Source organism: Pseudomonas sp. SDO5532_S415 (genome assembly GCF_054071155.1).
In genome coordinates, this window is the sequence record NZ_JBSVWS010000121.1 from 1 (window position 1) to 18,884 (window position 18,884).

Here is an 18,884-nt window from a genome sequence, read left to right on the forward strand (position 1 = left end):
TTCGCGAGCAGGCTCGCTCCCACAGGGGTACGCGATCAACTGTGGGAGCAAGCCTGCTCGCGAAAGCGGCGGTTGAGATTAAGTCAATCCAATGCCTAACGCCCACCACCCAGATCAACAAAAGTCCCGGTCGCATAAGAAGCCTTGTCCGACAGCAACCAGACAATCGCCTCGGCCACTTCATCCGGCCGCCCGCCCCGGGCCATGGGGATGGCCGATTCAAGTTTGCTGACTCGATCCGGATCGCCGCTCAGCGCGTGGAAATCGGTGTAGATGTAACCCGGTCGCACCGCGTTGACGCGAATCCCCTCACCCGCCACTTCCTTGGACAGGCCGATGGTGAAGGTGTCGAGCGCGCCTTTGGAGGCGGCGTAGTCGACGTACTCGTTGGGGGAACCGAGCCGTGCGGCGACCGAAGACACGTTGACGATGCTGCCGCCCTGCCCGCCGTGCTTGGGCGACATGCGCAGGATCGCGTGCTTGGCGCACAGGACCGGCGCCAGCACATTGGTCTTGAGGATTTTCAGAATGCGGAATTCGGACATTTCGTCGACCCGGGACTTGTGCCCCACGGTGCCGGCATTGTTCACCAGCGCCGTGACCCGCCCCAGTTCGTTGTCCACGCGATGAAACAGCGCGATCACTTCATCTTCGATGCTGACATCGGCGCGCACCGCAATGGCTTGCGCACCCAAGGCACGGACTTGCTCCAGCACACCTTGCGCGGCCTCTTCGTCAGACTGATAGTTGATGCAGATCCGATAGCCTTGCTCGGCGGCCAACAGGGCTGTGGCGGCGCCAATGCCGCGACTGCCGCCGGTGATGACAATGACTTTTTCCATGCAAGCTTTCCCCGTTTCAAGCGTATGCGGTCGGGGGGAAGAATAACCGGCCTTTTCGGTTTTTGCATGGCTTCGGTGGTGTTTGCCCGGACGCCATCGCGGGCAAGCCCGGCTCCCACAGGTTTTGCATATCCTGTGGGAGCGTGGCTTGCCCGCGATGAACGATAACGCGGTCTATCAGGCCAGCGCCAACTGCTCAGAACGGTGAATCTCCTTCATGAACCGTTCAGCCGGCAGCGGATGCCCGAGCAAATAGCCCTGCAACGAATCGCAACCGAGTTGAGTCAGGAAGTCCTGCTGCACGCCGGTCTCCACGCCTTCAGCGACGATACGCAGGCCCAGCGCCTGACCGAGGGCGACGATGGCGGAAACGATGGCGGCATCGTCGCTGTCACGCTCCAGGTCACGCACGAATCCGCGGTCGATCTTCAGCTCATTGGCCGGCAGGCGCTTGAGGTACATCAGGCTCGAATAACCGGTACCGAAGTCATCGATGGACAGATCGACACCCATTTCCGACAGCTCCTGCAGCACTGTCATGCTCGCATCGGCATCACTCATGGCAGTCGTTTCGGTAATTTCCAGGGTCAGGCTGTTGGCCGGCAAGTGGTGCGTGGCCAGGGCCCTGGCCACGCTCTGCACCAACCCGGCGTGGCAAAACTGCAAGGCCGAGAGGTTCACCGCAATGCGCCAGTCGGTGTAGCCGAGGACGTACCACTCGCGCATCTGCCGGCAGGCTTCGTTGAGCACCCAATCGCCAATCGGGATGATCAGCCCGGTCTTCTCCGCCAGTTCAATGAACTTGTCCGGCAGCAGCATGCCCTGGGTCGGGTGTTCCCAGCGCAGCAACGCTTCGGCGCCGACGGGCTTGCCGTTATTGGCGTCGAACTTGGGCTGGTAATACAGGCTGAACTGTTGTTGCTCGACAGCGTTTCGCAGGTCTTGCAACAGTTGCAGCTGCTTGCGCGCGTTGCCGTTCATCGAGGCGTCAAAGAAGCTGTAGCCGTTTTTGCCCGCGCCCTTGGCGTGGTACATCGCGGCGTCTGCATTCATCAGCAATTCATGGGCGGTCTGACCATTGCCCGGATAGAGCGCAATGCCGACGCTGGCGGAGATTTGCAGATCGTGTTCGGCGACGCGGAACGAACGCGCGATCAACCCGACCTGACGCGCCGCCAGGTTCATCGCGTCATTCTGTTCGCTCAATTGCACCAGCAGCACGAACTCGTCGCCGCCGATACGCGCCAGGGTGTCCTGACTGCGCAAATCCTCGCGCAACCGCAGGCTGACTTCACGCAACAGCTGGTCGCCCATGTGATGGCCGAAGGCGTCGTTGACTGGTTTGAAGCCATCCAGATCGATGAACATCAACGCAAAACAGCCGCCCTCGGCGTCCACACGGGACATCGCCTGATCGATGCGGTCAGCCAGCAACACGCGATTCGGCAGGCCGGTCAGGGTGTCGTGCAGGGCCAGTTGGGTCAATTCGCGGTTGGCTTCGGTCAGTGACAAGGCCAGGCTGGCGGTGCGGGCTTCCAGGCGCGCATCGAGGATCGAGGTCAGCAAGGCGATGCTCAGCACCGCCAACGTGGTGATCAGCACCAGGTTGTCCAGGCCATTGCCGTTCAGACCGTTGCTGGCTGCACCGCAGAAACTGCCATCGGGAAAACGCGCCGCCGCCATGCCGGTGTAGTGCATGCCGACGATGGCAATCCCCATGATCACCGCTGCGCCGCCGCGGATCAGGCGCACATGGGGCGTGTGCTGACGCAGATGAAACGCAATCCATAAGGCCGCCCCGGACGCGCCGACCGCAATCAGCAACGAGGCGCTGAAGAGCGTCGGGTCGTAATCGATCCCCGGCTGCATGCGCATGGCGGCCATGCCGGTGTAATGCATGGCGCTGATCCCCGCGCCCATGGCCAATGCGCCGAACGCCAGTTGCGAGGCCGGCAATTGCGGCTGACTGACCAGCCACAGGGCAAAACCGCAGGACAGGATACCGATCAGCAGCGACAACAACGTAAGGGAGACGTCGTAACCCAGGTCGATTGGCAGCTTGAACGCGAGCATGCCGATAAAATGCATCGACCACACGCCGACGCCCATGGCGAAAGCGCCGCCCGCTGTCCATAAATGCACGGCACGCCCCTTGGCGGTGGCGATACGCCCGGTCAGGTCGAGCGCCGTGTATGAAGCGAGAATCGCGACACAGAGCGAGATGATAACCAGCGTGGGGGAATAACTACCGATGAGCATAAGACGTCTCGCCACCGCCCCCCGTACTGCTTCCTTTCTCGGTGGGGCAAATCGGGCGATTGTACTGATTCCGCCATTGAACGCACTGAAAAAGTAATCATTTAGCCATCAGGCCGATGAAACGCTTGTTTTAAGGTTTTACATTAACTGAAATTCGGGTTTGAAAATGACGTGGCAGACCCATTCGCCAGCATCCCACCGAGCAATGTGGCGAGGGAGCTTGCTCCCGTTGGGTCGCGAAGCGACCCTGAGATCGGTCCCCCCATGCTCAGATAAATCGAGCCAGTATTACGACCGCTTCGCGCTCGAGCGGGAGCAAGCTCCCTCGCCACAAGAAAAGCGGTTCAAAACAGATTAGTGATTTATTGGTTGTTGCCCACCTGAAGCTGCCCGTCCCACCCGCCACCCAACGCCGCAATCAACTGCACGCTGGCGATCAAGCGGCTCTGCAACAGGCTCAGGGCCGTACGTTCATTGCTCAACGCCGTGGCCTGAACCACCACCACATCCAAATAGGCAATCACGCCGGCCTTGTACTGATTCCGGGTCAGGCGCAAGGATTCGCGTGCCGCGTCCAGGGCTTGCTGGCGCACCACGGCTTCGTCCTCCAGGACCTTGAGCTGTATCAGGTAATCCTCCACTTCCCGGAAACCATCGAGCACGGTCTGGCGGTATTTGGCCACGGTTTCATCGTAAGCCGCTTCGCTGCGATCCACTTCCGCCGAACGCTGACCACCGTCGAACAGGGTCATGGCCAGTTGCGGCCCCACCGACCAGAAGCGGTTGGGCACGCTGAACAAGTCCTTCGAGGTACTGCTGCTGTAACCGCCGTTCAAACTCAGGGTCAGGTCCGGGTAGTAAGCCGCCTTGGCCACGCCGATGTTGGCGTTGGCGGCCATCACCGAGCGTTCGGCGGAGGCAATGTCCGGGCGCCGTTCCAGCAACTGCGATGGCAGGCTCAGCGGCACCTCGGGCAAAGCCGGAATGTCCTGGGTTTCAGCCAGTTTGAATTGCGCCGGCGGCAGGCCGATCAGCACGGCGATGGCGTTTTCGAACTGGGCGCGTTGCCAGATCAGATCGACCATGTCCGCCTCGGTGCTCTTGAGCTGGGTCTGCGCCTGAGCCACCGCGTCCTTGCCGGACACACCGGCACGGTACTGGTTTTCGGTCATGGTCAGCGAACGCCGGTAGGCCTCGACGGTCGCTTCCAGCAGACGCTTCTGCTCATCGATGACCCGCAATTGCAGGTAGTTCTGCACCAGCTCCGACTGCTGGCTCAGGCGCATCGCCGCCAGATCGGCATAGCTGGCCTCGGCGTTGGCGGTGTCGGCTTCCAGGCCACGGCGCAATTTACCCCAGACATCCGCTTCCCAGCTCACACCGGCCTGTGCGGTGTAGGTATCGCGAATACCGCTGGAGGTACTGGTCAGGCTCGAACTGCTGCTACCGCTACCCTGGCTGGAACGGTTTTTCCCGACGGTCAGGTCCACCGTCGGAAAAAACGCGCCTCGGGCACTACGCACCAAGGCCTGGGCCTGGCGGTATTGGGCTTCGGACTGGGCAACGGTCTGGTTGGCGCTGTTGAGCTTTTCGATCAGGCCATTGAGCTGCTGATCACCGTACAACTCCCACCAGGCACCACGGGCCAGGGCATCGCTCGGACTGGCCTGACGCCAGCCGGCCGCTTCCTTGTACTCCATCGGCGCAGCCGCTTGCGGGCGCTGGTAATCCGGGCCGATGGCGCAAGCACTGAGCATCGCCACGCACAGCGACAGGCTCAGCAACCGCGAGCCTCGGGCCTTGATCAACGATGTGGCCAGCGGTGTGGCCAGGTTGAATTGCGATGTGTCAGTCATAGCGGAGTTTCCAGAGCAGCATCGGTACGCACCCCACGCCAGTGGTTGAAGCGATGGCGCAGTTTGTCGAGATAGAGGTAAACCACCGGGGTGGTGTAAAGGGTCAGCACCTGGCTGAAGATCAGCCCGCCGATGATGGTCAGGCCCAGCGGCTGGCGCATTTCCGCCCCTTCGGCGCGACTCAGCAGCAAGGGCAAGGCACCGAGAATCGCCGCCAGGGTGGTCATCAGGATCGGCCGCAAACGTTGCAGACAGGCGTTTCGAATCGACTCCAGCGGTTCCATGCCTTGCTGGCGTTCGAGTTGCAAGGCCAGGTCGATCATCAGAATCGCGTTTTTCTTCACCACGCCGATCAGCAGGAACAACCCCAGCAATGAGATCAGGCTGAACTCGCCGCCCAGGGCATAGATCGACAGCAACGCGCCGACACCCGCCGACGGCAAGGTCGAGAGAATGGTCAGCGGATGAATATAGCTTTCATACAGCACGCCGAGCACCAGATACACCGCCACCAGCGCGCCAAGGATCATCCACGGCTGGCTTTTCTGGGTCGCGGCAAAGGCATCGGCGGTGCCGGCCATCTTGGCGATGACGTCTTCCGGCAAGCCCACCGAGGCAATGGCACGCTCGATGGCGGCACTGCCCTTCTCCACCGTCACCCCTTCGGCCATGTCAAAGGCAATGCTTTCCGAGGCGAACTGGCCTTCATGACTGACCCGATCGTCTTCCAGGCTGTTTTCGTAATGGGCAATGGTCGACAGCGGAATCCGCGCACCGTCTGCGGTGATCACCTGGACCTGCTTGAGGGTAATCGGGTCCTGGGCGTATTTCGGATTGACCTCCATCACCACTTGATACTGGTTGAGGCTGTCGTAAATGGTGGAAATCTGCCGCTGACTGTAGGCGTTGTTCAGCACCGCCGTGACCATGTCCATGTCCACGCCCAGGCGTTTGGCCTGGTCGCGGTCGACGATCAGCGTCACCTGCTGCGCCCCACGGCCTTCCCGGGCGTCAATCGCGGTCAGCTCCGGCAAGGCCTTGAGCGCCGTCACCACTTTCGGATACCACTCGCGCAACGCCCCCAGATCACCGCTTTGCAGGATGTAGGAATACTGCGACGAGGTCTGCTCGCGACCACCGCCGAATTGCAGGTCCTGGTCGGCCATCAGCATCAGCTGTGCACCAGGCACCTTGGGCATTTCCTTGCGTAGACGCTCGATGACCTTTTGCGCGGAAATATTGCGCTCCTTGATCGGTTTCAGGCGTACCAGCATGAACGCGTTGTTGGTGCCGTTGGTACCACCGATGAAGCCGGCAACGCTTTCCACCGCCGCGTCCTTCAACACCTCGCGGCGGAATATTTCCATTTTCGGCTGCATCACGCTGAACGACAGGCCGTCGTCGCCGCGTACGAAGCCGATCAGTTGGCCGGTATCCTGCTGAGGCAAAAATGTTTTTGGAACAACCACATACAGCGCGATGTTCACGCCGACTGTCACGAACAGACTTAGCAACGTCAATCGACGATGACGCAGCACCCAGTCGAGGCTGGTGGCGTATTTAGCGACCATCCACTCGTTGGCGCCCTGGCTCCAGCGTTGAAGGCGGTTTTCCTGACCCGGGGTGTGCGGCTTGAGCCAGCGGGCGCAAAGCATCGGGGTCAATGTCAGCGAGACCACCAGCGACACCACAATGGCGGCCGCCAGGGTAATGGAGAACTCGCGGAACAGGCTCTCGATGATTCCACCCATGAACAGGATCGACAGGAACACCGCTACCAGGGACACGTTCATCGACAGCAAGGTGAAGCCGACTTCCTGGGCGCCGAGATAGGCAGCCTTCATCGGTTTGATGCCTGCGTCGATATGCCGGGAAATGTTCTCCAGCACGACGATGGCATCGTCCACCACCAGCCCGGTGGCCAGAATCAGCGCCATCAGCGACAGGTTGTTCAGCGAAAAACCGTAGAGGTACATCACCGCAAAAGTGCCCACCAGCGACACCGGTACCGCCAGGCTCGGGATCAGCGAGGCGCGAAAGTTACCGAGAAACAGGAATACGACCAGGATCACCAGGGCCACGGCGATCAGCAGGGTCATTTCCGCTTCGTGCAGCGTGGCCTTGATCACCGGTGAGCGATCCATGGCCAGGTTCAGTTTGACGCTGGCCGGCAGCACTGCCTGCAACGCCGGCAACTGGGCCTTGATCTCGTTGACCGTCTCGATGATGTTGGCGCCGGCCTGCCGGTTGATCACCAGCAGCACTGCCGCGTCGTCGTTGAAGAAACCGCTGTTATAACGGTCTTCGACGCCGTTGCTGACCTTGGCCACATCCTTCAGGCGCAGGGCCGCGCCGTCCGCGTAGTGGATGATCAGCGACTCGTAGTCCTTGGCCTTTTCCAGTTGATCGTTGGCCTGCACCTGCCACAGCCGCTGACCGTCTTCCACCGAGCCCTTGGGCCGGCGTACGTTGGCATTGGCGATGGTGTTGCGCACGTCGTCCAGCGCCACGCCGTACTGGTTCAGCGCCTGGGGTTCGAGTTCGATGCGCACCGCCGGCAAGGAACTGCCGCCGATCTGCACTTCCCCGACGCCCTGCACTTGCGACAGGCTCTGGGACAGGATGGTCGAGGCCAGGTCATACAGTTGGCCTTTTTCCAGCACGTCCGAGGTCAGCGACAACACCATGATTGGCGCCTGGGACGGGTTGACCTTCTTGTAGGTCGGCATGCTGCGCATTCCGCTGGGCAGCAGGTTGCGCGAGGCGTTGATCGCCGCCTGCACTTCCCGCGCCGCACCGTTGATGTCGCGGTCCAGGTCGAATTGCAGGATCACCCGGGTCGAACCCTGGCTGGAACGGCTGCTCATGGTGTTGACCCCGGCGATGGCGCCGAAGGATCGCTCCAGCGGCGTCGCCACCGTGGAGGCCATGACTTCGGGGCTCGCACCGGGCAGGCTGGCCTGGACTACGATCACCGGGAAGTCCATTTGCGGCAACGGCGACACCGGCAACAGGCCGAAGCTCACGCCGCCCAACAGCATGATCGCCAGGCTCAGCAACATGGTCGCGACCGGGCGTTTGATGAAAGGTCCCGACAGGTTCATCGACCGTCTCTCCCTGCATCAACCCCTGTGGGAGCGAGCCTGCTCGCGAAAGCGGTTTGTCGGTGGGTATCGATGTTGAAGGTGCAGGCCTCTTCGCGAGCAGGCTCGCTCCCACAGAGTCTATGGCTCAACATTTTCACACCGACACCTCTTCGGCTTGAGACTTGCCGAAGCGTCGACCCAAGCGGTCGAAGTAGAGATAGATCACCGGGGTCGTGAACAGCGTCAACACCTGGCTCAACAGCAAACCGCCAACCATCACCAGACCCAGCGGCTGACGCAATTCCGCGCCGGAGCCGGTCGCCAGCATCAACGGCACCGCGCCAAACAACGCGGCCAGGGTGGTCATCAGGATCGGTCGGAAACGCAGCAGCGCCGCCTGATAGATCGCCGTCTGCGGGTCCATGCCCTGATTGCGCTCGGCATCCAGGGCGAAGTCGATCATCATGATCGCGTTCTTCTTCACGATGCCGATCAGCAGGATGATGCCGATGATCGCGATCATCCCCAGGTCGTTGCCGCTCAACAGCAAGGCCAGCAACGCGCCGACCGCCGCCGAAGGCAAGGTGGACAGAATGGTGATCGGGTGGATGTAGCTCTCGTACAGCACGCCCAGCACGATGTACATGGTCACCACCGCCGCCAGGATCAGCAGCAAGGTACTCGACAGCGAGGCCTGGAACGCCTCGGCCGCGCCCTGGAACTGGGTCTGCACGCCAATCGGCATGCCGATGTCCTTCTGCACCTGCTCGATGATCTGCACCGCATGCCCCAACGCCACACCGGGGGCCAGGTTGAAGGACATCATCACCGCCGGAAACTGGCCGATGTGGGTGATCGCCAATTGCGCCTGACGCTCTTCGATATGGGCCAGGCTGGACAACCGCACCTGACCGCCGTCAGTGGTCTTGACGTGAATCTGATCCAGCGCCTGCGGGCCGATCTTCTCGCCGGACTGCGATTGCAGCACCACACGGTATTGGCTGGCCTGGGTGTAGATGGTGGAAATCTGCCGCTGACCAAAGGCGTCATACAGCGCGTCGGTGATGTTCGACACCGACACCCCGACCCGCGATGCGGCATCGCGATCGATCACCAGGTAGACCTGCAAGCCCTTGTCCTGCAAGTCGCTGGCAACGTCGGTCAGCTCCGGCCGATCCGCCAGGGCTTCGACCAGACGCCCGCTCCACAGGCTGAGCAGTTCCGAATCCGGTGACGACATGCTGAACTGGTACTGCGTGCGGCTGACCCGGTCCTCGATGGTCAGGTCCTGCACCGGCTGCATGTACAGGCGAATGCCGACCAGCTTGTCCAGTTCCGGCTGCAATCGGGCAATCACTTCGGTTGCGCTCAGGTCACGGTTGCCGTGGGACTTGAGGTTGATCAGCAACCGGCCGCTGTTGAGCGTCGAGTTATCACCGTCGACACCGATGTAGGACGACAGGCTCTCGACCGCCGGATCGGCCAGGATGACCTTGGCCAGTTCCTGCTGACGTTCGCTCATGGCCGCGAAGGAAATCGACTGCGGCGCCTCGGAGATGCCCTGGATCACCCCGGTGTCCTGCACCGGGAAGAAGCCCTTGGGCACCACCATGTAGAGGAATACCGTCAACGCCAGGGTGCCGATGGCCACCAGCAACGTCAGCGGCTGATGCTTGAGCACCCACTGCAATTTGCGTCCGTAGGCGGCGATCATCCAGTCGATGGCAGCACCGCTGGCGCGGTAGAAACGGCCCTGTTCTTCCTCTTTGGGCTCACGCTTGAGCAGCCGAGCGCACATCATCGGCGTCAGGGTCAGGGACACCACCAGGGAAATCAGGATCGCCACCGCCAGGGTGATGGCGAATTCGCGGAACAACCGCCCCACCACGTCGGCCATGAACAACAGCGGAATCAACACGGCGATCAGTGACAGGGTCAGGGATACAAGGGTGAAACCGATCTGTTTGGCGCCCTTGAGCGCCGCGTTCAGCGGGCTGTCACCCTCTTCGATGAATCGGGAAATGTTCTCCAGCATCACGATCGCATCGTCCACCACGAAACCGGTGGCGATGGTCAGGGCCATCAGGGTCAGGTTATTGACCGAGAACCCCGCGAGGTACATCACGCCAAAAGTACCGATCAACGACAGCGGCACGGCCACCGACGGGATAATCGTGGCACTGGCCCGGCGCAGGAACAGGAAGGTGACCATGACCACCAGGGCGATGGCGATCAGCAGTTCGTGTTGCACATCCTTGACCGAGGCGCGGATGGTCTGGGTGCGGTCGGTCAGTACGACGACGTCGAGGCCGGCCGGCAGGTTGTCGGTGATGCTCGGCAGCAAAGCCTTGATCCGGTCCACCACTTCGATGACGTTGGCACCCGGTTGACGCTGGATGTTCAGCAGCACCGCCTGGTTTTCATTGGCCCATGCCGCCAGACGCTCGTTTTCGGCGCCGTCGACGATCTCTGCCACGTCCTTGAGCCGCAACGGGGCGCCATTGGCGTAGGCCAGGATCAGGTTGGCGTAGTCCTGTGGCGAGGTCAGTTGATCGTTGGCGTCGAGCATCGACACCCGGGTCGGGCCGTCGAAATTGCCCTTGGGCTGGTTGACGTTGGAAGCGCCGATCAGGGTGCGCACGTCCGACAGGTTCAAGCCGTTGGCCGCCAGGGCCTCGGGGTTGACCTTGATTCGCACCGCCTGACGCTGGCCACCGGCAATGCTGACCATGCCGACCCCGCTGATCTGGGCGATTTTCTGCGCCATGCGCGTATCGACCAGATCGTTGAGCTTGGGCAGCAACATGGTCTTGGACGTGATGGCCAGCGTCAGCACCGGGGTATCGGCCGGGTTGACCTTGTTGTACACCGGTGGTGCGGGCAGGTCCTTGGGCAACAGGTTGGTCGCGGCATTGATCGCGGCCTGCACCTGCTGTTCGGCGACGTCCATGTTGATGTCGAGGCTGAAGCGCAGGGTCAGCACCGAGGCGCCGCCGGAGCTGGTCGAAGCCATTTGGGTCAGGCCCGGCATCTGCCCGAATTGCCGCTCAAGCGGCGCGGTCACGGCGCTGGTCATGACATCCGGGCTTGCACCGGGATAAAGGGTCATGACGCGAATGGTCGGATAATCGACCTGGGGCAATGCCGACACCGGTAGCAACCGGTAGGCGATCACGCCGGCCAGGATAATGGCCAGCATGCTCAGGGTGGTCGCTACCGGGCGAAGGATAAACAGCCGCGAGAGGTTCATGCGCCGCCCTTTTTCGCCTTGTCGGCAGGCGCCGGTTCAGCGGTATTGGTCGCCGATCCGCCTTGCAGATGGCCAGCGGGACTGGTCGGTACTTGCGTCGGGTCATTGACGACTTCCACGTCGCTGCCGTCCTTCAAGCGATCGGTGCCTTCCAGCACCACGCGCTCACCGGCGGCCAGGCCTTCGGTGACCACCGTGTTTTCACCGTCGCTGGCGCCGATTTTGAGCTGACGGATCTTGACCTTCTTGTCGCCGTCCAGGGCGTAGACGAACGTGCCGTTGGTGCCGAACTGGATCGCGGCGGACGGTGCGAGCACGACATCCTTGAGGGTGTCGGCCAGCAGGCGCACGTTGACGAACTGGTTGGGGAACAGCGACTGGTCGCGGTTGTCGTAACGCGCCTTGAATTTCAGGGTGCCGGTGGTGACGTCGATCTGGTTGTCCAGGCTCTGCAGCACGCCGGTGGCTTGAAGTTTGGTGTCACCACGATCCCAGGCCTCGGCCGGCAGTTTGGCACCACTGCGATAGCGCGCGAGCACGGTGTCGAGGCTGTTTTCCGGCAAGGTGAAGGCCACGCTGATGGGTTGCGTCTGGGTGATGATCGCCAGCGCCGTGGTGTCGTTGGCCGCCACCAGGTTGCCCACATCCAGCTGGCGCAGGCCGACGCGCCCGGTGATCGGCGCGCGGATCCTGGTGAATTCGAGGTTGAGCTTGGCGTCGTTGACCGCCGCCTGATTGGTCTTGACCGTGCCCTGGTATTGACCGACCAGCGCTACGGCGGTGTCCAGTGTCTGTTTGGCGATGCTGTCTTCCTTGTACAGGCCGGTATAACGCTCGACATCCACCTGAGCGTTTTTCAACTGCGCCTGGTTTTGCAACAAGGTGCCCTCAGCCTGGAGCAAGGCGTTCTGGTACGGGCGCGGGTCAATCTCGGCCAGCAGATCGCCCGCCTTGACCATCTGCCCTTCCTCGAAATGGATCTTCACCAGCTCACCGCCCACACGGCTGCGCACGTTGATGGTGTTCAGCGCGGTAACCGTGCCCAGCGCCTTGTAATACAGCGGGAAATCACCCTTGACCGCCGGCGCGACACGCACCGGAACGGGGCCTGTCGCCCCGCCGAACCCTGGGCGCATCCCCCCTGACCTGCCAGCGTGCCCGGCCACGGCTTTCGGCTGCGCGCCCTCTTTCGGCGCAGCACCGCCGGGCCAGAATTTCCAGCACAGGGCGGCGATGACCAACAGCACGAGCAGGCCGAACAGCCAGCGACGGGGACTACGGGAAGCAGAGGATTGCATTGAGTGATCAACCATTGGGCGCGTGGGCTTTTATTACATGAGGCTGAACGATAAGCACTGGCGGGGTTTAAGCAAAGCGCCTTTACCGGCAATTTACCTTCGGCTTACGTAACAGGAGATTTATCCAAGACACTGAAACACAAATGAAAACGGCCTGGGAGGGCCAGGCCGTTAACAATTGTAAAAGCTTACTTACTTCAGAACACTTATTTCAGAACTTTGAGTGCCGCTTCGTAGTTTGGCTCATCAGCGATTTCGCCAACCAGCTCGCTGTGCAGCACGTTGTCGTTCTCGTCCAGCACCACCACGGCACGGGCGGTCAGGCCTTTGAGCGGGCCGTCGGCGATGGCTACGCCGTAGTTCTGGATGAACTCGGCACCGCGCAGGGTCGACAGGTTCTGGACGTTTTCCAGGCCTTCGGCACCGCAGAAACGCGCCTGGGCGAACGGCAGGTCGGCGGAGATGCACAGCACCACGGTGTTGGCGATGTCATTGGCCTGGGCGTTGAACTTGCGCACGGACGTGGCGCAGGTCGGGGTGTCGACGCTTGGGAAGATGTTCAGCACTTTGCGCTTGCCGGCGAAGTCTTTCAGGGTAACGTCGGACAGATTGCCGGCAACCAGGGAAAAGGCTGGCGCCTTGGAACCGACTTGAGGCAATTGGCCATTGACTTGAACCGGGTTGCCTTTAAGAGTCACTTGAGCCATGAACGGAGTCCTTCTGAACGTTGTTGTAGAGAATATTGAAGAGGCCGAAGTTAACCACGAAATCGGCCGGCGACCTACCCCGGATACAAAAACGCGAAGACAGCCCCAATCCCCTGTGGAATTGAACCCTGTGGGATTGTGTATAAAGCGTACCCCCCTCTCCCGCCGCCACCCGGTGTTCATGACGAAAGGCGCGCATCGCATCCGGGGCATCACAATATTTGTTACGACTTTCTGTAACCGCATTGTCGATCCAGCCCGCGATCATTCGACTATAAGTCAGCAACCCACATCCCACGGAGACACCACCATGCGATTCATGATCATCATCAAAGCCAGCCAGGACTCCGAAGCCGGCGTGATGCCCAGCACCGAACTGCTGACCGCGATGGGCAACTACAACGAAGAACTGGCCAGGGCCGGCATCCTCCTCGCCGGCGAAGGCCTGCACCCCAGCAGCAAAGGCGCCCGCGTACGCTTCTCCGGCGACAACCGCTCGGTGATCGACGGCCCGTTCACCGAAACCAAGGAACTGATCGCCGGCTATTGGTTGTGGCAGGTGAAGTCGAAGGAAGAAGCCATCGAATGGGTCAAGCGCTGCCCCAACCCGATGCCGGGCACCGAAGCCGAGATCGAGATTCGCCAGGTGTTCGAGGCGGCGGATTTTGGTGAGGAATTCACGCCGGAGTTGCGGGAGCAGGAAGAGCGGGCGTTTGGGCCAGGGAAGAAGTGCTGAGCGGGTATTAAGTGATAGCGCGATCACGTCCTGGTGCCGTGCTGTTGGCGGACGTGATCGGTTATCACAAGATGTGAAAGGCTAAACAGGATATTCACGTCGATCCCTGAACATGACATACAGTGGGTCCAACCCGGCCTCGTCAGGGAAGACCACGATGTAGTCGTCGAAATGAACAACTTCGTTATTACTCAAGGGTTCGAGAAGCGGTACGGGAGGAGATTGAACAAAACTCAACGGCCTCGGTTGTGATCTCTTCTCGGGTGAGCTGCTTGCAAGAATGATTGAACGGGACCAGAAAATCGTAATCGGCGCGGTGCCATCAGCGGTAAAGCTGAAGGCGCTCGTACCTTGTTCCTGGCGCGCCAACCTTACCCGCACCGTAGATTGCGAAACCTGGGCGGAAGACGCAGTGATGTAAACCTGCGACATGGATTTAATACCCTCTATGCCCAGAAGACTGGCCCCGGGCGCAGCGGTCATAACCCTGGAACCCATCCGGAAAGGAATATTCACCTCAGCTTTGTTCTGCGCGAGGATTTGCCAATTCCTACCTTCGATAGGCGCCAGTTCGGACAGCGGAACGCCAAGGCCGTAGATCTGGGTATCTGCACGACTGGAAAAGCCGAAATTCAGCACAGACGCATATTCGTTTGTGCTGAGCGAGGTACCCGAAGTGTTCCGCCATGTAATTTCAGCCACCGCCGAGCGGATGGACTTCTGTAGATCCTTGTGTTGAGACAACTCTAACGCCGATGCCCCACTCGCCAATAAAAGCTCCGGAAGTTTGTTCGCCAAGGCAAAGGAAGCAGACATGCTGCAGATCGTCTGTGCAGGTCCCACACCGGCCTGGTTACGTGCACGAACCAACTGATCCTGTGCCCCTGTCAGCTGTGTTTGAACTTCATCATGTAAGGCGCGATAGCGTTGTTCAGTATTCGCCAGGTGCGCCATGTAGCGAGAATGAAGCGCGGAGACCTGTTGCAGCTGGCCCTGCCACTGCGCCTGATCCGAACGAGCATAGGTGGCATCACGCTGCGTACCGCTCATGGCGAACTGCACACTCATCTTCCAGAATTCAAATTTTCTGACAGCAATACGTGCTTGTTCCTGAGCGCCTTCCAGAGCACGGATATTTATCTCCAGATCAGTGACGCTGGCATGACTACCCGCTTGACCACGCAGTTGCGCAATCATTGCCTCCAAATGGCCCAGTGCTGCTTCAAGGGCGTGTTCCGACACCGCCACATCTGCGTTGATTTTTTGAGTATTGACCTGATTCCGGGCTAAAGGACTCAGTGGCGCAGGACGGGCCGGAGGTGGGAAAGCCTCGCCTCTGAAGGCTGCCGCGCCTTGTTTGTTATGCCAGGCCCTGATATGAAGAATGACCCCTCCCGCGCCACCCGAGTCAAACCTGTCGTCAGGGTAAAACAGAAGGTCTGCCCCTTTGGGATGGCCAACAATGCGGTCGAAGTGGTTGATCAGATTGTCATGATCTTCCTTGGGCATATCAACGGCCCAGATCCTGTCAATCAGCGCCTGAAACTCAGGCGCGGTGTATTCCTTGAGTGTTGCTTTAAGTTCCATTGGGTTCTTCCTTGAATCTCTTTGGAAAACGGTCGAAGACCATGGCACCTGCTCGGTAATGAGCAAGTGCCGCTAAGTTGTCAACGAGGCAAATTATTCAGGTTTGAAGCCGGGTTTGTTATTGGCCACGCGCCATTCTTTGACAACCCTTAGTACATCTTCCGGTGTACTCTCGCAGCCTTCCTTTGGAAAAAAAATCACGTCAGAACGGTCAGGATGTTCAGTTACTAACTCAAAATGCATCACCCCTTTATCTATGAAGTCTTCAAACTCATCTGGAGAAAGGTCCTCTCTCTCTTCGTATAAACCTCGTAAAAACTGTAAAAACTCCACCTCTGTATAGTCTTCATATTTATCTTTCATAATCATGATTAGTCCCCTTTCCTATGAAGATCAATATGGCGCCTTGCAGTCAAAACGACCAAATTATCCATGTCGTACACCGCCCCTCCTTGGGCAACTTCTTCGAGATGATGAATTTCATACTTTTTACGACCTCCGTTCCTATCATCTGCGGAGGCATAAGGAGCGTTACCTCTTTTCATCAAATGCAAATCAATAGGGGTAAATCGAGACCTGAGCTTCGGATCCGCCTCAATCGCCTTCCAGAACGCACGCCTGAATTCATGAAAATTTCTAAACTCTTTCCCTCTCAACTGATCAGCAATATGCGATGGAATAGGTGCCCCATTACCTCGCGCAGCATCACCCAACCATACCCCTGAAACCGCCTGCCCTCCGCCCGTGACGACACCTGGATCATCCCGTCGATCGCGAAACAGGGCGTCTGGCGAAGGAAGCTCCATATCCCCCGGATACCCAGGAATACTCGCACCAATCTCCCCTTCGTCAACAGCCGGAAACGTCTCGTTTGGTGGTAGGACGGGGATGGCCGGGTTGCCGGGATACACCAACGGATCGGTCGGCGTGGTCGGTAATGTGGTCGACCCGAGTTGTTCGCTGCCCGGTGGCACCAAGGGTTTCCAGCTACTGGCCGGCGGGATCGGCCAAGGAACAACCGCAGGTACGACCCCAAGCCATCCGCCGGCACTGTTCGGCGCCTTGATGCTGATTTTGTCGAGATTGAAAGCGTCGGCCCAGAACTCCGACCGTTCCTGATAGCGCGGTTCGAACTCACGGTTTTCACCGACCCACGTGCTCTTCGGCGCATAAGGGGCGAATCCTTGCTCGATGCGTTTTTGGTTTACCTCATCGAACTGGCGTGCAAGCAGGGGGTGTTCGCCAAGGGACTGCCACATTGCCTGGTCAAAAGCCTGGAACGATTTGAATTCCCGGCCTCGAAACAGATCGCCGATCTGAGACGGGATGGCCGCCCCGCTCGCCTGACTGGCGGCTTTCCACCAATCCACCGTAGCCGGTTGACCGGTCCCGGTGACGACCCCTGTACCCATCGGTGGCACATCGAACGATAGATAGATCGGCTCCAGTCCAGGCACGCAGACAATGCAATCCTGAATGCGCCAATCGACACCGGTCGGGATGTCTTGAAACTGAGGTTCCGACACTGTGAGGCGAGTCTGGTCAGAGACAGTCGCTGTAGTCGCGGCTTCTGGCGTGAACTGCACATACCTGGTCGGTGATCCAGGTATCTCAGCGATGTGTTGACCGGTCAAAGGATCCAGTACTGCATTCACCACCGGAACTCGGGGATCAATCTCACCCCCGGTACTCGCGACAATGACCGCCGTCGTGCCCTCAGGCGTGGACAAAGGCTTGAGCCGAAACCCGGACTCTACCGATCCACCCGTGTCAGCGATTGTTTGCAGCTCTTGGCTGTCGTAAAGATCCAGTGTCTGTGCGGGGACGGCGACAGCGTGAAACAACTGAGTCCGCTGTTCCTGAGTCAACTCTCCGTTACCCAGCTCGGACGGATAGGTCATGCCCCCGACAAATATCGCAACTTGCGGGACAGTGAGCGTCGCTAATGCGCCTCCTATTGCAGTTGTCACCCGTGCCACGGCAACTGCCAATCCATCGACTGCTCCGGAAACCCATACCCCCCGGGGATTGAACAGCATTGAAAAAGCGGTTACCGAAGACGGCAAGCTCAAGGTATTGGCCTGCTTGGCCCTCTCTATCCGCGCATCTTCATCGGCCTGCTGCTTGAAGCGAATGCGTGAATTGCGCTGCTCGGCAACTTGTCGATGACGCTCCCATATCGCTTCCCTGTCACGCCAGACAACGGTCTGCTCGGCATGATATCGAGCCAGGGTGCCGGATTTTTCCGTGAGTACGTTTATCTGTGCGGACAGCAGTCGTGCTTCCTGAGCCGCGTGGTAGGCGCTTTCCCAAATCTGATGACCGTTACTGAGCGCATCTGCGAACTGGTCCAGGCGCGCGAGGTAGTCATGCACCGAACGAGTGAGTGGGTCATAACCATCGAATGAGTTGGCGGTTGCACGCTTTGCATTGAGCTCTGCGGTCTTTCGGGCAATCAGCCCGTCGATTTCGCTCTTCTCCTTGGTGATGAGATACAGCTGCCAGCGTTCGCTCGAATCGCTGTTGGGTGGTCGACTGGCCGCTGATACTTCCTGCTCCAGCGATGACGTCAATTGCGCGCTTTTGGTGAAGAAGCTTTGATCGACAATCGCTCTGAAGTTGTCATGACGCGCAACCCAAGAGGCAAGGGTTTGCTGTCGTGTCTGCAAGCGAGCCAACTCCTGGGCCTGCACGGCGGCAGCCGCTGCCTGAAGTCGCTGTTGTTCCCGGGCTTGCAGGTACTCTTGCTTGACCCGCCTGCGGGCCTCCCTTGTTTTTTTGCTGGGACCGCTGAAAGCCCCGGATGCGCCGACGCGGTTTCCGCCAAAACTACCGCCGCCCCCCGATCCGCCGCCCGAAGCCGGTGGGCCGGACCTGATCACTACGTCTCCTGACGTTCCATCGCTCAATGTGTTTTGTGCCATACAGTCTCTCCTTGTCTGTAGGGCGCAGCATGTCGATGGGGTGGTGATCAGGTGCGGTACATATTTATGGGGTGGGATTTTTGTCGAATGTCATGGCCAGTGATTTCGCGGGGAGTTTGAAGGGATCGCAGAGCCATACGCTGCTGGGGATTCAGCAGTCGATCATGTTGGGGGAACTGGCGGTGAATCGGGTGCTGGATAATCTTGATCCACCTTAGTCACCGCTAATCCCTTGTGGCGAGGGAGCTTGCTCCCGCTGGGCTGCGAAGCGGCCCCAAAAACAGCGCACGCGGTGTATCAGGGGTACCCTGCCAGCGAGGGATACGACTGCTGCGCAGC

At 59.8% G+C, this 18,884-nt stretch carries 11 protein-coding genes and 1 pseudogene; 2 read left to right on the plus strand and 10 right to left on the minus strand.

The features are described 5' to 3' along the window. Positions 1 to 95: 95 nt before the first annotated feature. The 7 genes from ACW9HW_RS21780 to tpx all read right to left on the minus strand — a co-directional run bounded on the left by ACW9HW_RS21780 (position 96) and on the right by tpx (position 13,298). Entirely contained in the window at positions 96 to 842 is a 747-nt protein-coding gene (locus tag ACW9HW_RS21780; protein ID WP_095194113.1) for an SDR family oxidoreductase, read from the minus strand. A 177-nt stretch (positions 843 to 1,019) separates the two neighbouring features. Further along, entirely contained in the window at positions 1,020 to 3,101 is a 2,082-nt protein-coding gene (locus ACW9HW_RS21785) for a putative bifunctional diguanylate cyclase/phosphodiesterase (protein WP_095194112.1), read from the minus strand. A 362-nt stretch (positions 3,102 to 3,463) separates the two neighbouring features. After that, positions 3,464 to 4,957: an efflux transporter outer membrane subunit gene (locus ACW9HW_RS21790; RefSeq protein WP_457401717.1), complete on the minus strand. Its 1,494-nt coding sequence runs from the start codon at positions 4,955 to 4,957 to the stop codon at positions 3,464 to 3,466. Further along, positions 4,954 to 8,061: an efflux RND transporter permease subunit gene (locus ACW9HW_RS21795; RefSeq protein ID WP_095194110.1), complete on the minus strand. Its 3,108-nt coding sequence runs from the start codon at positions 8,059 to 8,061 to the stop codon at positions 4,954 to 4,956. The genes ACW9HW_RS21790 and ACW9HW_RS21795 overlap by 4 nt, the downstream gene beginning before the upstream one ends. Positions 8,062 to 8,197: 136 nt before the next feature. Beyond that, positions 8,198 to 11,293: an MdtB/MuxB family multidrug efflux RND transporter permease subunit gene (locus tag ACW9HW_RS21800; RefSeq protein WP_457401718.1), complete on the minus strand. Its 3,096-nt coding sequence runs from the start codon at positions 11,291 to 11,293 to the stop codon at positions 8,198 to 8,200. Continuing rightward, a complete protein-coding gene (locus tag ACW9HW_RS21805) occupies positions 11,290 to 12,606 on the minus strand; it encodes an MdtA/MuxA family multidrug efflux RND transporter periplasmic adaptor subunit (protein WP_457401719.1) in 1,317 nt (438 codons plus the stop codon). The genes ACW9HW_RS21800 and ACW9HW_RS21805 overlap by 4 nt, the downstream gene beginning before the upstream one ends. A gap of 191 nt (positions 12,607 to 12,797) precedes the next feature. Then, on the minus strand, positions 12,798 to 13,298 hold the full coding sequence (tpx, locus tag ACW9HW_RS21810; RefSeq protein ID WP_457401720.1) for a thiol peroxidase: 501 nt from the start codon (positions 13,296 to 13,298) through the stop codon (positions 12,798 to 12,800). 310 nt (positions 13,299 to 13,608) lie between these two features. Here tpx and ACW9HW_RS21815 point away from each other — a divergent pair, with 310 nt between their 5' ends. Then, the gene (locus ACW9HW_RS21815; RefSeq protein ID WP_457401721.1) at positions 13,609 to 14,034 is read left to right on the plus strand and encodes a YciI family protein; all 426 of its coding nucleotides are present in this window, start codon (positions 13,609 to 13,611) and stop codon (positions 14,032 to 14,034) included. Positions 14,035 to 14,115: 81 nt separating this feature from the next. Here ACW9HW_RS21815 and ACW9HW_RS21820 read toward each other — a convergent pair whose 3' ends face one another. The 3 genes from ACW9HW_RS21820 to ACW9HW_RS21830 form a co-directional block, all read right to left on the minus strand. Then, positions 14,116 to 15,621 carry an S-type pyocin domain-containing protein gene (locus ACW9HW_RS21820; protein ID WP_457401722.1) on the minus strand — a complete coding sequence of 502 codons (1,506 nt, stop codon included), beginning with the start codon at positions 15,619 to 15,621 and terminating at the stop codon, positions 14,116 to 14,118. A gap of 93 nt (positions 15,622 to 15,714) precedes the next feature. Next, positions 15,715 to 15,990: a bacteriocin immunity protein gene (locus tag ACW9HW_RS21825; protein ID WP_095194104.1), complete on the minus strand. Its 276-nt coding sequence runs from the start codon at positions 15,988 to 15,990 to the stop codon at positions 15,715 to 15,717. A 2-nt stretch (positions 15,991 to 15,992) separates the two neighbouring features. Continuing rightward, on the minus strand, positions 15,993 to 18,545 hold the full coding sequence (locus ACW9HW_RS21830; protein WP_457401723.1) for an S-type pyocin domain-containing protein: 2,553 nt from the start codon (positions 18,543 to 18,545) through the stop codon (positions 15,993 to 15,995). Between the two features lie 83 nt (positions 18,546 to 18,628). On the opposite strand from ACW9HW_RS21830, the pseudogene ACW9HW_RS21835 reads away from it, so the two are divergent. Continuing rightward, positions 18,629 to 18,763 (plus strand): annotated as a pseudogene (locus ACW9HW_RS21835) (DUF6124 family protein); the annotation flags it as partial. Positions 18,764 to 18,884: the final 121 nt, after the last annotated feature.